This window comes from Bartonella sp. CR84HXZ (assembly GCF_042194535.1).
GTDB lineage: Bacteria > Pseudomonadota > Alphaproteobacteria > Rhizobiales > Rhizobiaceae > Bartonella > Bartonella grahamii.
Map to the genome: position 1 here is coordinate 25,453 of NZ_JBHIMY010000003.1, position 16,186 is coordinate 41,638.

The 16,186-nt window shown below is 37.0% G+C and carries 9 protein-coding genes and 1 pseudogene; 1 reads left to right on the plus strand and 9 read right to left on the minus strand.

Annotated features, from left to right (window positions below):
* Positions 1-1,468 precede the first annotated feature (1,468 nt).
* The 3 genes from ACFIKD_RS02180 to ACFIKD_RS02190 all read right to left on the minus strand — a co-directional run bounded on the left by ACFIKD_RS02180 (position 1,469) and on the right by ACFIKD_RS02190 (position 4,669).
* Positions 1,469-1,918, minus strand: coding sequence for a hypothetical protein (locus ACFIKD_RS02180; protein WP_375628586.1), 450 nt, complete (start codon positions 1,916-1,918; stop codon positions 1,469-1,471).
* Between the two features lie 803 nt (positions 1,919-2,721).
* Entirely contained in the window at positions 2,722-3,288 is a 567-nt protein-coding gene (rsmD, locus tag ACFIKD_RS02185) for a 16S rRNA (guanine(966)-N(2))-methyltransferase RsmD (RefSeq protein ID WP_273787828.1), read from the minus strand.
* Positions 3,269-4,669: a pseudouridine synthase gene (locus ACFIKD_RS02190; RefSeq protein ID WP_375647118.1), complete on the minus strand. Its 1,401-nt coding sequence runs from the start codon at positions 4,667-4,669 to the stop codon at positions 3,269-3,271. Before ACFIKD_RS02190 ends, rsmD begins: the two co-directional genes overlap by 20 nt.
* Before the next feature lie 269 nt (positions 4,670-4,938).
* On the opposite strand from ACFIKD_RS02190, the gene ACFIKD_RS02195 reads away from it, so the two are divergent.
* Positions 4,939-5,385, plus strand: a complete 447-nt coding sequence (locus ACFIKD_RS02195; RefSeq protein WP_012754668.1) for a nucleoside deaminase — start codon at positions 4,939-4,941, stop codon at positions 5,383-5,385.
* Between the two features lie 650 nt (positions 5,386-6,035).
* On the opposite strand, the gene ACFIKD_RS02200 is transcribed toward ACFIKD_RS02195, so the two are convergent.
* From ACFIKD_RS02200 to ACFIKD_RS02230, 6 genes and pseudogenes are all read right to left on the minus strand, one after another.
* Positions 6,036-6,527: a hypothetical protein gene (locus tag ACFIKD_RS02200; protein WP_012754667.1), complete on the minus strand. Its 492-nt coding sequence runs from the start codon at positions 6,525-6,527 to the stop codon at positions 6,036-6,038.
* A gap of 177 nt (positions 6,528-6,704) precedes the next feature.
* Positions 6,705-9,620, minus strand: coding sequence for an isoleucine--tRNA ligase (gene ileS, locus ACFIKD_RS02205; RefSeq protein ID WP_375635954.1), 2,916 nt, complete (start codon positions 9,618-9,620; stop codon positions 6,705-6,707).
* Between the two features lie 248 nt (positions 9,621-9,868).
* Positions 9,869-11,578, minus strand: coding sequence for an outer membrane protein (locus ACFIKD_RS02210; protein WP_375647120.1), 1,710 nt, complete (start codon positions 11,576-11,578; stop codon positions 9,869-9,871).
* Between the two features lie 1,470 nt (positions 11,579-13,048).
* Complete coding sequence (locus ACFIKD_RS02215) at positions 13,049-13,930, minus strand: outer membrane protein (RefSeq protein WP_375647121.1); 882 nt, start codon at positions 13,928-13,930, stop codon at positions 13,049-13,051.
* A 182-nt stretch (positions 13,931-14,112) separates the two neighbouring features.
* Positions 14,113-14,961 (minus strand): annotated as a pseudogene (locus ACFIKD_RS09815) (outer membrane protein).
* A 336-nt stretch (positions 14,962-15,297) separates the two neighbouring features.
* Entirely contained in the window at positions 15,298-16,050 is a 753-nt protein-coding gene (locus tag ACFIKD_RS02230) for an outer membrane protein (protein WP_375647124.1), read from the minus strand.
* Between the last annotated feature and the right edge of the window lie 136 nt (positions 16,051-16,186).

A 16,186-nucleotide genomic window follows, 5' to 3' on the forward strand; every position in this document is an offset into this window, starting at 1 on the left:
TAACCCAATCTGTACTGATAATCAAATCAACCGAAAACTTGGCAATCAACAAACGACCTAGCAATAACACTTGAATTTAAGTCAAAATCCTCAAAAATTCGAAAAGCATAAAACGACTTAAGTCACAAACCTTATGTCCTCTGGATAGTCAAACAACTTCCTTTATTCCTATAGCATTCTTTAATTTCCAAGCAAGAATCAAGAAAATGCCTTATATTTGTGTATACTTCTTTGCTTCTATAAACTCTCTCATAATAAGATGGCAATCTTGTAAACAAAAAACATAAACGGAATAAAAAATTTTTCCTTTCATTATGGTTTCAACAAAATGAGCAGTCATAAACTTCTTTACCCTCATGGACGTGGTATCACAAAGAACTCATTTTTTATATTTATCAGAAATAAGTTATAATCATAACATTCTCTCTCGTTTCTAATGCGTCTAATCGAGAGCATCTCATTTTTTCATGCGTCATCCTTAATCGGTTATTTTGTTATTAAACAGGCATAATTTGACAGACTTCTTTTTCCTGAAACAAAAATTCTAAGATACTGGATAGATTTTGATTTAAGAACTATACTCTTTCCTCTTTCCCCTCCATTAAAAAATAAAGAAGTGTAATATTGTCATAAAACGATAATCAATAAAACTTTTATATGAAACTCAACGTTGTATCTATCTTTCAATTCAATCTGCAATAAGCGTATTCTTCCAATTAATTTTGACAAGTTTATCGCTCATAATTGTTTTAACAGATACAAAAGTATTTGCAGAAACTAGGATATCTGTATGCATTTTAAAAAATCGCTTTTTTAAACATTTAAACCAAATATATACAATGATACGAAATTAATTTTACGGAAATTAAGAGTGAGCTTATTTATCCTTTAGAGCCTTTTAAAGCTGTACTCTTTAGAAAGTCATCATCTTTTAATCAAAAAAAACACTTTGATTTATAATTATAATTGATCGTTTTGTAATTTGCATAAAAGAATCAAATATCATTAAATTTTCTCCATTTTAAACTTATTTATGTTGAGGAAATCACAACTATTCGCTCTCACATCATGAATAGAGGTAATGTTGATAAAAACTATTTAAGAAGAAGTCAAAATGCCTTTTATCAAGGCTCTCAAATCAAAAACTATCGCAATACTAGAAACTGGCAAATATCATGACAATATTGACCTACAGATTCACAAGAGCAGAAGCTTCTACAACTTTCTTTATTTTCAGTAAAAATGCGCACCTCATAAGCTTTTATATATTGAATAAAATTCAATGACTCTTATAAGATCTTTGGTGCAAAATTAATTTTCTCAGATGATTTGACTCGATTTCAACGACTAATGAAAAAACAAATCATACCTCATCGATTTGCTATATACTCATAACTGATTTCATTCTAACAAGGCTAAGATTTCTGCGCCTTTGTAAAGGTATTAACTTCTTTATAAATGCACCCCCTTACGAGATGATTTTGTTTTCAATAAGAGCACGTCTGCTCATTTCAATCATTGCATCACGAAGGTGTAACTTAATTTTTGACCCAATAACCATTCCAAAGAAAGGAGAAAGTAAACCAGACATGGTTACAGTATGGCGAATTTTGTTATTTGAAGAATCAGATTTTTTTGAACAAATATATTCATGATCAAAACTCATGTGAGTAAGAGGCAGTTTAGCATAATCAGAAAAGAAAACATTTTTTATAACTTTATCAAGTGTAAAAGTTACTGTAGGTCCCTTTTTAGGTTTCATGCGTCCTGTAGCCCCTTCTTTGAAAGGACCAGAAAGTTCTACCCACTCAAGTTCACTATCCCAGCAAGGCCATGATGACACATCTTCCCATATAGCCCAAATTTGCTCAGCACTCGCTTCTGTGTTAATTTCTTCGCTATATATCCATTTAAACATGATAATCTTCCCTGTTTTAGAAATCATTTAGCTTTATTGCTAAAGAATAATATAAAAATTATTCTTAAAAATGTAATAACGATAACACACTTAATACTTTCAGATTTACTTAATATATAATGATTAACTCAACAAGCGATATTAATAAATAAACACACAAATGTTCAGTATAAATGAACACTATTGTCTACCTTAAATAGAAAATATCTGTTTTAAGTTCATACAATAATAAAGATAAAAGTTACACACTATTTAGGATATAAATGCAGACTGCATAGTTGAAAGCTTTCAGCTGCTAATGAGATGTTGATGATTAATGTGCAGCCGAAAGAAATTAGACAAAAAGGTATTATAACTGTTGTCGTGAAATATATATCCTATTGGAGAAAAAACATTCATCGGTAGTAAAGCTAATAATACACTAAAGCTTTGACAATGTGTTACACTTTTAATGTAGATGAAATTAACAAATCAGCATATAACTTACAAAAATTAGCAGCAATACATACTGCTAATTTAGGTCCAATAGCATTACACCTCAAAGCAATTTTTGGCTAGACAGAAGAACAGATGGCCCCTCTATATTAAAGGGCGTATATTGTAAAAGACTCGCTCTTGGGGCTATGAAAAACTTCAAAAAATGAGAGATTCAGACAAAAAACATAATGAAATCAAAATTCATCAATTCCTTTAACATTAGAATCTTTTATTTATTTTCTGTTTAACCTTTTAAAAACCATATAAAATGAAGAAAACTGTAAAGAAGCATTTTTTCATCCTACCGGATAAAAACAAGAACTTTCTCAAAATGTAAGCGATCGTAATTTATAGAGACGTATTGCTGTCTCACCATAAAAACGCTCATCGTCTAGATAAAAGACATCAGGTAAATGAATCATTGTATCTTTCTTTTCTTCAAGTATGAAGAGTGTATCAGCTTTTGCCCACCCTCCTCGCAAAGCTTCTACGAAAGCACGTTCACCTAAACAACGGCTATAGGGAGGATCAGCGCAGATAACATCAAATGGAAGCATTGTGCCAATATTGCCAAGTTTTGTCGCATCACGACGCAAAATCCGTCCTATCGACTGTAATTCAAAGGCTTCTATATTTTTTTGAAGCAACCCACGCCCCTCAACCGAGTTTTCAACAAAAACAGCCGCCTTTGCTCCACGTGAAAGTGCTTCGATGCCTAAAGCACCAGTACCAGCAAAAAGATCAAGAATACGTTTATTGGTCCAAAATTGTTCTTCACGGCTAGAAAGAATATTAAAAAGGCTTTCACGTGTACGATCACTCGTTGGGCGAATCGACTGATTAACAGGCGAAAACAAAACACGCCCAGCAAATTTACCGCCTATGATCCGCACGTGAACCTCCAAATCGCTTCGAAGTTTTTGCACCATCCCTATGTGGTTTAGATTTTTTCATAGCACCACCAAACGATTTTACCTTTTTCTTTCTCTCAAAAGAATGCTCCTCATGTCCACTTTTTATCATTTTCTCTTTATCCTTGAAAAAGCGATCTTTCTTACCAGAGGGATGCGTCTCGTCATAAGATGTTTTGCCACGTTTTTGAACAAAACTTCCCCTCTTCTCTTTGTGTAACGGACTTTCTTTTAGTTTTTCCTTGCCTCGATGAAAGGATTTTCTACCATCCAAATCGCTCTTATGGTCATGCGATTTCTCCTCACTATAGGAAGGCTTTCTACGTGTACTCTGCGGACGTGCACCAGGAGCCATCCAAACATTAGCACGGCGAGAACGCGGTAGAAAACGCTCTGCTTTTCCTTCCTCACTTTTCTCCTTCTTTACATTCTCATGAGACTTTGTACTTAATCGTGCACGACTATGTTCAACAGAATCATCTCTTGGTCGGCGCCGTATCGCCCTTTCACTTGAGAAAACCCAACCATCATTTGCAACAGAAAGATCTTTTTGGCTTTGCTTTTCTGCAACAACTGCAGAATTTGAAAATGGCTTAAGAATAGGAGCATCAAAATCTGCATTGGCTTGCATAATCAAACGCTCCCCCAACTGATCTCGTAACATCCGCCCTTTTAACTCTTGCACGGCTCCTTCTTCTAAATCAGAGAGATGAAATGGACCATAAGATACACGTATTAATCGATTAACTGATAATCCCAACGCCCCTAAAACATTCTTTATTTCACGATTTTTTCCTTCACGCAAAGCGACAGAAAGCCATATATTAGATCCTTGTTCACGTTCAATTGATGCTTCAATCGAACCATAAAAAATGCCATTAATCGCAATACCATTTTTAAGGTTATCCAGCGCGCTCTTCTTTACTCTTCCATGAGCACGGACGCGATATTTGCGGACCCATCCTGTTACAGGAAGCTCTAATACACGCGCTAAGCCACCATCATTGGTTAAAAGCAAAAGCCCTTCCGTGTTAATGTCAAGCCTTCCAACAGAAAGAACACGCGGCATTCCTTTTGGTAAATTACTAAATACTGTAGGTCTGCCTTCAGGATCACGGTTCGTGGTGACAAGGCCTGCTGGCTTATGGTAAAGCCATAAACGCGTTCGTTCTATAGGAGGTAAAGGTTTGCCATCAACTTTAATAACATCAGAGCGGCTAACATTAAAAGCAGGCGTTGTCACGACCGTACCATTTACAGAAATGCGACCTGCAACAATCATCATTTCTGCATCTCGACGCGAAGCAATACCAGCACGCGCTAACCTTTTAGCAATTCGTTCACTCTCATTATTTTCATTCATTTGCGTTTCAAACCAATCTTTGCCAGTATGTTTAGAAAATTATTCACATGCACCATACCGCTTATCCTGAAAAAGGAAGTAGCATAATCATTTATCATTTTCTATCCTTTAACGACAATAATGTATCTGTTGACTTGCACGTTTGTTTTAAACACTTTAAAAAATAGAGGTATTCCTTTCATTATAAAAGCGTAATAAATTATTCATTCCATCGCATTTCTTATCGAGATAACCTTTAGATTTTCTATACCTTCAGTAGAAAGAATATGATGACTTTGACGCCCATGGAAATAGCCCTTTTAGAAGCGCAATGGGCTGCAAAAAAAGATGAAGTTCCCGTAGGCGCTGTCATTACACGTGGAAAAGCTATCATTGCGCGCGCTGGTAACTTTATAAAATCTGCATATGACCCTACAGGACACGCAGAAATGCGCGCAATCCGTATGGCTTGCGAAACATTGCAAAGCGAAAGGCTTCCTGATTGCGACCTTTATGTAACACTTGAGCCTTGTGCTATGTGTGCTGCTGCCATTTCATTTGCACGCATACGACGTCTCTATTACGCAACAAATGATCCCAAAGGGGGAGCTATAGAAAATGGTCCACGTTTTTATCAGCAACCAACCTGCCATCACAAACCTGAGATTTATTCTGGTTTTAAAGAAAAAGAAGCTGCTCAATTACTTAAAGATTTTTTTGTACAAAAGCGATACTAAAAACAATTCTTCTTCCATAACTTTCACTCTTTAAAAACTATCCTATTTCTCAAAAAAAGACTATTAATTCCTCTGATACAGATATAGCAAAAGCCATTTCGAAGCATTTTTTCTCTCTTTTAATGCTGCATATTGCTTCTATTAGATGATACATTCACTCATAAGAATAATTCATTATTTTGTATATAAAATATAAAGTTCAAAATATCGTAGATATACTCCCATTTCAAATTATATTGAATCAATAAAAATCACTTTCTTGCACATCATAAGCGGGATTATCGTCTGGATAAAGAACGTTTTAGAAAAGACTAAAAATGTCTCTTATGAAGGCTCTCAAATGCAAGAATTGTCGCAACATTGGAGTTTGGAAAATAAAATGATAGTATCAGTTTTCTCCTTCCTAAGCATAAAGATATTGGAGCACAATAGATTTTACGTTATACTATCCACATGAGCGATGTTGTAAAATGAGCTTGAGAAATGTTTCGTGTTAGGAAACGCATAAGGACTCTCTCGATGCTGTTGTCATATTGCTATTTCATGAGAATAACACCCCTCCTACAACAGCATTATAACTGCGCGAGAATGAGAGCTTGGTATCATAAGTAATTAGAAAAATTCTTTACTTTAAATATTTTGTCTTTTCCCTATCGACCAATAGGTGCGGTTTTTGCCGGTTGGCGATAACTTAAAGGTGGTTCAGTGAGATAGCGACGGTATTTTGAACTTCCAACTTGTGCTCTCTGACGACGTAAATATTCCTGTCGTTGCTTCGCATTCAACTGTGAAGGGTTTTCTGAACCAGCGCCATTAACTGACGATCCTTTGTGAGGAAAAGACTTATTTCCTTGATGCTTCTTCGATGCTGCTATTTCATTGACAGATCTATCTTGTTGTGGAATCGGTAAAAATCCGCGCGAACTAGGGCTTGGTATTACAAGTTTTGGATGAGGTTTCATAACAATCTGGCTACTGTTATTTGTTGGTGTTAATGAAGTAATATTAGCAACATCTTCAAAAAACTGTATCGAAACTGGTTTATCGGTACCATAGGTAGGAGCTGATAAATTGCATCCCGTTAAAACAAAGCACATCCCTAAAATTCCTATTGGAAATATTTTTATTTCACGTTTTCTCACTGCCTATTCCATTTCCTAAGTATATGGCTAATTAACATTCCCGTTATTTATGAGAGAACGTTCCATACACAAATTTCCCCCCTGCAGATAAAACAACGGAATTTTTCTCGTACCACAAAAAACTATATTCATCAATATGAGAAATTTACTTGCATTTCTTTCCTTTGATCTAAAATTTTAAATCTTGCCAAGAATCTGCAATTCCCGCAAAGCAGCTGCATCACGAGCAGATACATCCGGATAGGCAGGATCACTCCCAACATCTTGTGTATAACGCCATGATCGAGCACATTTTTTTCCTAATGCCTTCTCTGGATATACACCAACACCTTCAACATCATTCAAAGTAAAAGCATCGGAAGGTATTGTATCCTGCGTAATTGTGAGTTCACTGGTAATACAGATCTCCGCCATATCCACATTTTCTAATGCTTCTCGTAAAGCCGGATTGGAAATAAAAACAACAGGAGCGGCTTCTAACGAGGATCCAATACGCTTATCAACGCGTTCAAGCTCTAAAGCACCTGTAACAACTTTACGGACCTGCCGAATTTTTTTCCAACGCTCAGACAAAGATTGATTTTGCCATTCTTCTGGTACAGAGCGAAATTGTTCTAAATGCACCGATTGGCTTTCTGGGTAACGCTCTAACCAAGCTTCCTCCATAGTAAAAGGCAACATTGGAGCAAGCCATGTTACCATACGCTCAAAAATCTCACGGACAACCTGCAAGGAAGACTTGCGTTTTTTTGATGAAGGCGCATCACAATAAAGAGAATCCTTGCGGATATCAAAATAAAATGCCGATAACTCAATGATTGAAAAATCCAATAATGCACGCATAATCTTTTTAAAATCAAATTCATCGTAAGCGCGATTAATCAACTGATCAAGTTCAAAAAGCCTATGCAATATAAATTTTTCAAGATCCGGCAGTGCGCCATAAGATATTTCTTCTCCATCATCATACGCTAAAGTTCCAAGCATCCAACGAATTGCATTGCGTAGTTTACGATATGAATCCACATTTGTTTGAAGGATTTTTTTGCCTAAACGCTGATCTTCCCAATAATCAGTTGTCATAACCCAGAGACGAAAAATATCAGCTCCAGATGTTTTAATGATCTCTTGTGGAACAACCGTATTGCCTAAAGATTTAGACATTTTCTTACCATTCTCATCCAAAGTAAAACCATGTGTGATCACTGCCTTATAGGGAGAGCAAGCACGCGTACCACAGCTTTCCAAAAGAGAAGATTGGAACCATCCGCGATGTTGATCTGAACCTTCAAAATAAACATCAGCAGGCCATTTCAAATCAGCCCGATCTTCTAACACAAAGCTATGGCTTGCTCCAGAATCAAACCAAACATCCAAAATATCATAAACCTGTACCCAAGGCTCATGTGCACGCTCACCTAAAAAACGTTCACGTGCTCCTTCAGCAAACCATGCATCTGCCCCTTCTGCTTCAAAAGCCCGTAAAATACGCTCGTTCACACCTTCATCTTTTAGAATAACACCATCCTCATTCGCAAAAATACAAATAGGAACACCCCAAGAACGCTGACGAGAAAGAACCCAATCAGGACGATCTTCTATCATAGAAGCTAGGCGGTTTTGCCCAGAAGACGGCACAAAACGCGTTTTTGAAACAGCTTCCAAAGCCCGACTACGTAAAGTTGAACCATCCCCAAAATCTTTATCCATTGAAATAAACCATTGCGGTGTATTGCGAAAAATAACGGGTTTTTTTGAACGCCAACTATGGGGATAGGAATGCTTTAAACGCCCCCGTGCAAACAATCGATCTGCTTTAATTAAAGCGTTAATGACCTCTTTATTAGCATCACCCATTTTTCCATTATCATCTATAATACGTGCAGGTCCTCCTTCACGATCTGGTCCCAAACCTGGAACATCTTTCGTATAGAACCCTGCATCATCAACAGGAAACGGTATAGATGAATCAATCCCCGTTTGCTCCAGTAAGGACTTATAATCATTCCAAATTTCAAAGTCCTCACGCCCATGGCTTGGCGCTGTATGAACAAAACCTGTACCAGCACTCTCTGTTACGTGCGAACCATCAAACAATGGAATTTTAAAGTTATACCCCCCAGCCAAACCTTTGAGTGGATGAGAAAGAACAAGAGCTTTCAATTCTTCAGCAGAAATAACACGCAAACGCTTCAAAACAAGTTTGGCTTTTTCTGCACAACTCATAGCTAACGCATCAGCAAAGAGAAGTTTTTCCCCAGCTTGAGGACCAAAATCATTTTCAGTACTTTCAACTTCGTAAATACCATAAGAAATCTGCGAAGAATAACTCACTGCACGGTTAGCAGGAATTGTCCACGGTGTTGTTGTCCAAATGACGACATAAGCACCATATAAATCATCAGAATTTGCTTTAAAAACAGGAAACTTAACCCAAAGCACCTCTGATTCATGATCATGATATTCAATCTCAGCCTCTGCCAAAGCCGTACGCTCCACAACAGACCACATCACCGGCTTGGAACCACGATAAATCTGATCTGACATAGCAAATTTTATCAATTCACTGGCAATGCGTGCTTCTGCATGAAAAGCCATTGTAGTATAAGGCGTGTTAAAATCTCCCACGACACCAAGGCGTTTAAATTCTTCACTTTGAACGGTTACCCAATGCTGTGCAAATTCACGGCATTCTTGACGAAACTCGTGAAGAGGTACCTCATCCTTATTTTTTCCTTGTGCTCGATATTTTTCTTCAATTTTCCATTCAATTGGAAGCCCATGGCAATCCCAACCAGGTACATAATTTGCATTAAAACCGCGCATTTGGAATGAACGAACAACCACATCCTTTAGAACTTTGTTTAAAGCATGCCCGATATGAATATGACCATTTGCATAAGGTGGACCATCATGAAGAATATAAAATGGACGATCTTTTGCTTGTTGGCGCAATTGCGCATAAAGCCCCATATTTTCCCAACGCGCCATCAATTCAAGCTCTTTTTGCGGAAGCCCTGCACGCATAGGAAAATTTGTCTGTGGGAGATAAAGAGTTTTTGAATAATCTATTGTTTCATTTTTCACAGTCATTGTGAAATATCCCTGTCCACTTTTACGGTTTCATTTTTGCATAACTTCCCTGAACCCTGCAACTCTGGTTTTTATCTATAGGGAAAGCCGAGCTTATCATTCGTATTAAGCAGCGATCAGGAAAATATATCATCACACTCTATGGGCTTTATCATGAAATTCACAAGAAAAGAAACCAAAAATTGATCTTTTAAAAAATAAAGGCTCCACTAATAGTGGAGCCTTTTAGAAATTTACTCTTTTAAAAATTAGAATTTATAAGCTACACCAACACGGAAATCATTGGTTTTGTAGTTAACTTCAAGTTTTTCCTTTGCAAATTTCTTTTTACCAAAATCAGAGTAACGATATTCTGCACGTACAATCACATTATCCAGCACCGAGAAATCAACGCCACCACCAAGTGTGTAACCAATCATGGTTTTTGTTTCATCAGCTAAGTTCTTAGAAGAAACGACTCTTCCATCCTCATCCTTAACGGATATTGATACAGTGTCTTGGAACTGCCCATAAGCAATACCCCCAGCAAGATAAGGCATAAAGCGATCAGCAGCAAAACCAATACGCACCCGTGTAGCACCACCCCAATTTTGTTTGAAAGTATGATTTAAAGTTTCAACTTCATCCTCTTGATCAAGACCAAGTTCAGAAGCCACCCTTTTCATTTGTTCTATACCATATACACTGGAATTGTTCTTATCCACCGCTTGTGTACTTTGTGCACCGTGTCCAGCCATATTCTGTCCACCATGAGAACGAGAAGCATGTGGATTAGCACCATGCGAATTAGCATTTCCTCTACCATGGGCACCATGATGACCTCCGTTTTGGGCTCCGCTTGTTCCATTGGAAGCTTTTGCTGATTCAGAGGTTGATCCTGATCTCGCGAGTACAAGTGTCCCTCTGCTCGGTACTGTTTTTTCTTTTAATGATAATTGTTCCGATGTAGGTTTTGTCGCTACAGATTGACTTACTTCTAATTTTGTTGATGAGGCAGAAGATACTGGTGCTTTTTCAGCCGTTTTTGCAGATCCTTCTTCTGCAGATTTTGCAGGCACACTTGCTCCACTTGACCCTACTCCTGCTGTTTGATTTCCTGCTGTTGATTTTGCCAATGAGGACGATGATGACTTCCCTGCTGCTCCTACCCCTGTGCCGATAGCTGTTGGTTTAGGTGTAACTGGATTTGATCCATTTCCCCCTACTACTACCGATGGTAGTCTTGTATCTGATCTTGCCAATGATCCCGATGATGCTTGCACTGATCTTCTCTCTGTCTGTGGGGAGGTTTTTGTAGATGTAACAGCTTGTGTTTTGCCCTCTGCTGGCGTTGGCGTTCCTCTTACTTCTGATCTCGTCACTTGTTTGGAGGTTTCTGTGTCTGCAGCAGGTTTTGTTGGTACAGTTCCTGCATCTGCTACTTTTGGTGCAGATTGTTCTGAAGCAGCTGTTTGTGTTGTTTTTCCTGTTGGTGTTCCTGTTGTTTTTCCTGTTGGTGTTCCTGTTGTTTTTCCTGTTGTGGTTACAACTTCTGCAGATCTGCGGGATCTTACGACTGCATTTTCTACTGTAGTGTTATCAGCTGCACCTATGGTAATTGTCTTTATGTGTTTTTTACCAGATATCATTAAATCCGTATCGACGCCAAAAATAAAGTTATCACCGAGATCAATATTAGAACCTGCATAAAAACCACCTACAAAACCTGAAAGTTTAGGAGAGAACTCTTTATCTAGTGGCAAATTCTTTTCTTGATCAACAAGAGCTATATCAGCTTTGCTCGAAAAACCACCAGCTTGTACACCTAAATAAAGACCTGTCCATGAAAAAGTAGGCGCAACAATGGTAGAAGAACTCGATGGTGCTGGTTGATGAGGAATCATAACATCAGCAGCTAGCGCTGTAGACGCTGAAATTAAAGAAAAAATAGATGCTGTTATTAAACGTTTTGTATTCATAAAATCTCTCCAAATATCCAAAATGGAATGTATATAGAGCATCTTTTTTGAAAGATCTGTAGCAAAAATGACACACTCACAAAAAAATAAAGATTTTTTGAAAATAAGGCTTCTTTAACTTTCAATTTTGCATTCAATGAGAATTTATAAACTAAATCACACTAGAATTATGTATCTTAAAGTTGGATTCATTTTCATTAAATTTTCGCATAACTGTTAATGGCAATATTCTTTATAAATTTCTTTTTACCGAAATTTGAATAACAGTATTATGCATGCAATAAACTATCATCTGTTATTGCAAAATCAATGCCTGTGCAAACAGTGAAATCAAATGTTGCCTTTTTAAAAACCAAGCGCCATCAAAGTTTCATCTATTTATCAGCATGATCTATTTTTGGTGCTTTAGCAATAATATTTTGTATCTAAAATTAAGAAAAACAAAGGACTTATTCAAACACTCGCAAAAAAACTTTTAGGTTCTTTGCATAAACGTCTTCATCATGACGCATCAGTTTGATTTATAAGGATAATTTATTGTTTTCATGTTGAATAAAAAAACTAATACTTTAGGATTCTATCATTTAAAACCTGTTTCATGTTGTATTAATCAAAACCATGTCTCTCGATAGCGGAAACAGTCTGTGGATAAAAAAATTAAAAGAATTTTAAATGCCTCTTATGAACGCTTTTAACAGCCAAGGTCTGTCCACAACATTGGTGGCTAGCAAAGTTGTATGATGATGCTAGCTTGCTCTTTTTATTAAGCGTGTAACGATAGTGGTGCTCTATAGATTTTATATTATTTCATTGGGAGGTTTTACCGTCTTATATCACTCACGGATACTGACATGAAGTGGGCTTGATGTAGTTTGAAAAATATTTCTTTAAAACAAATGTGTGAAGACACAACAACAAGTGTATTCCGTTTGGGGCGTTCTGTTTTGCATAAGGAGTGTGATCCCATAAAAAGAATGCAATAAACAAAAACGTAAGACAATGCCCTAAATACTTTTGAAAATCGTAAAGCTAAATTAAAAGAAGATGGTAAAGTTGGAAACTGGTTTCTATCTTTACATCTTCATATTCTTCCCCAATGAGACTGTATTTCCCAAAGCTTACTCCAACAGATATACGCAATATGCTCGCTCTAATCTGGCATATGCAGAATAAAGTTAGTCACTGGTTATGATCTTTTCCTATTTCTGAGATTAATTGAATACTTTTCTCTTAGGCGTAAAATGATAGCCGTGATATAAGATTTTATGTAATCAGTAGCTATAAAATCCATATATACCACCAATTCGCCCTCTATAATATAAAACTTTTTTCTTTAAAGTCTTATAGCACAAAATGATACAAATAAAAATAGAAGGGATTAAGAGATATAGAATAGAGAGCTAATAAAATAAAGGCCCCGTTAAACGAGGCCTTAGTATTTTTTATGCTTCTAATTTCATTTTTACGAAATTAGAATTTGTAAGCAACACCTACACGGAAGTCATTGGTTTTGTAATTGAATTCACGTGTATCGTTTGCAAACTTCTTTTTACCAAAATCGGAGTAACGGTATTCTGCACGTAAAAGAACGTTGTCTGTCATTGCAAAGTCAACTCCACCACCAATAGTGAAACCAAGCATTGTCTTCGTGTCATCAGCCCAAGTACCACCAGTCAAATCTATGCTTTGCTTAGCTGGCACATTTTCATCCCCGTCAGCTTTCTGCTCAACTTTAGCTCTCTCTCCTTTTCCTGCAACGGATTGAATGCCCTGTACCTGCGCATAGGCAATACCACCAGCAACATAAGGCATAATCCGGTCAACAGCAGCAAAACCGATACGGACGCGTGTCGCACCAGACCATTTTTCTTTGTAACTGTGCGTTTCTGTTACCTTGTCACCGTTTTCAAACTGTTGCTGATCTTTTAATTCAACCTTAGCTTTTTCAAGGGCATCATTAAAATTTGCTGCATCTTTTTCAGTAAGCGTCAATTCACGGGCTTTTTTTGATTCTTCACGGTCTGCCCAAACTGCATCGGTTTCAACACCGAGAATGAGACCATTTCCGAGGTCTACGTTAGATCCGGCATAAATACCACCCATGAAACCAGAAGGACTAGGTGTGTTATCTTTTTTGAAAAGCTCTTTATCTGCTCCTGGAATAGTTACTTTAGTTTTACTCGAAAAGTTGCCAACTTGACCACCAAGATAAAAACCCGTCCAAGAAAATGAAGGTGCTGCTGCGATAACTGCTGGTGCGACTTCATGAGGGATCATCACATCAGCAGCTTGTGCTGCAGAAGCTGAAATTAAAGCGGCAACAGAAGTTGCTATTAAATATTTTGTATTCATAATTTTGCTCCTAAATTAACTATAAAATGACCTTACAAGATTATAGATAGAAAAGCTGTAGTAAAAATGTCACAGTCATACAAATAAAAGCCCAGAAAACAGCAGTTTTGTCAAAGTCAAGATCTCTTGAAAATTTAATTTTTTATTAATACTTTTTATTCATAATCGCACTTTTGATGAAATTAGAACTTGTAAGCTACACCTACATGAAAGTCATTGGTTTTGTAGCCTAGTTTAGGGTAACCCTTTTTAAATTCCTTCTTACCAAAGTCTGAGTAACAGTATTCTGCACGAAGCAGAATATGATTTGTCATAGCGAAATCTATACCACCACCAAGGGTGAAACCCACCATCGTTTTTGTTTTATCAAATATCGTAGCAGAAACTTCTTTACTTGATTTACCATTTGCCGATTTTTTTGTTTCTGAAACTTTATCGACACCTTGTATTTACGCATAGGCAATACCATTGGCAACATAAGGCATAATGCGGTCAGCGACGGAAAAACCAACACAAACCCATGTTGCACCAGACTATTTTTCTTTGAAACCAATACGATACACTGCTGTGTCACCTTTTTGAAACTTTTTATTTTCATCCAATACAACAACACCAATGCAACACCAGCATCTTCAAATTCATCATTAAAATCATTAAATTCATCAATCGCAAGAATCTTTGAGACCGTCTTCGTTTCTCCTCGGTCTATCCAGACTGCATCGGTTTCAACACCTAGAATTGAGGACATTTCCAAGTTCTATGTTGGAACCTAAATAAATACCACCTATGAAACCTCAAGGCTTAGGTAGTCCATCTTTATCTGAAGTTTTTTCTTTTGTCTCTAAATCAAATACATCAATTTTGACTTGAAAAGTTGCCAACTTGACCACCGAAATAAAAATCTGTCCAAGAAAATGAAGGGGGCTGTGATAACAACTGCTGGGGCTGTTTCACGAGGAACGATAATATCAGCAGCTTGTGCTGCAGAAGCTGCTGATAGCGATAATAGAAATTGTGACTAAAGATTTTATATTCGTAAACTTTTCTCCTCATTTATTTATGAGCAGGGTGCTATATGATTAGAGAAAGAAACGCTGTAGTAAAATGATACAATCATAAGAAACGAAAGATGACGCAAGATAAAGTCATTTCATAACTTCACTTTTCGCAAGAAATTGTAAGTTACAAGTACGTATAAGTCATTGATTTAGCGCGTAATTATTGCTTGTTGTTTATGAAAATCTTTTTAAAGAAATCTGAATAATATCTTTTCCTCCCCCAATAAATATGGGAATATAACAACAGAAAATAATAGAGGCCCTGTCTTTGACAGAGCCTCTTGGAAGCTTATTTCGTTGTTGACGAAATTAGAATTTGTAAGCTACACCAACACGGAAGTCATTAGTTCTGAAATTATATTCTTTTTCTTTTGCAAAAAATTTCTTTTTACCATAGTCCGAGTAACGGTATTCTGCACGCAACAGGACATTATCAGTCACAGCAAAATCAAGACCGCCACCAATAGTGAAACCAACCATTGTTGCTGTTTCATCAGATGAACCTGAAACAAAAGTTTTATCACCTACCTTCACTTCTCCATGAGCAGCCTCTAGCTGTGTATAGGCAACACCTCCAGCAACATAAGGCATAATGCGGTCAGCAGCAGCAAAACCAATACGTACTCGCGTAGCACCAGCCCATTTCTGTTTAAAACCAACACCTTCTGATACATCTACAACTTCTTGTGCACCTGCATTTCTAATACTTAAACTCTTTACAGTTTCAGTTCCACTAGCTGGAGGAGTTACAGTTTCAGAAGCTACTCGCACATCCTTTTTGCCAGACCAGATCATATCTGTTTCAACACCTAGTATAATGCCATTTCCAAGATCAAAGTTAGATCCTGCATAAAAACCGCCAATCAAACCTGAAAGCTTAGGTGATAAGTCTTTTAAAACTGAAGTATCTTTATCTTTTAAGTCAATTTTACTTGAAAAACCACCAATCTGACCACCGATATAAAAGCCTGTCCAAGAAAATGAAGGGGCTGCGATGACTGCTGGGGCTGTTTCATGAGGGATGATAACATCAGCAGCTTGTGCTGCAGAAGCTGCTGCCATAGCGATAATAGAAATTGTGACTAAAGATTTTATATTCGTAAACTTTGCTCCTCATTTATTTAGAGGATAATGCTACAAGATTACAGAAAGAAAAGCTGTAGTAAAAATGATACAGTCACAGAAAATGGAGGATGCA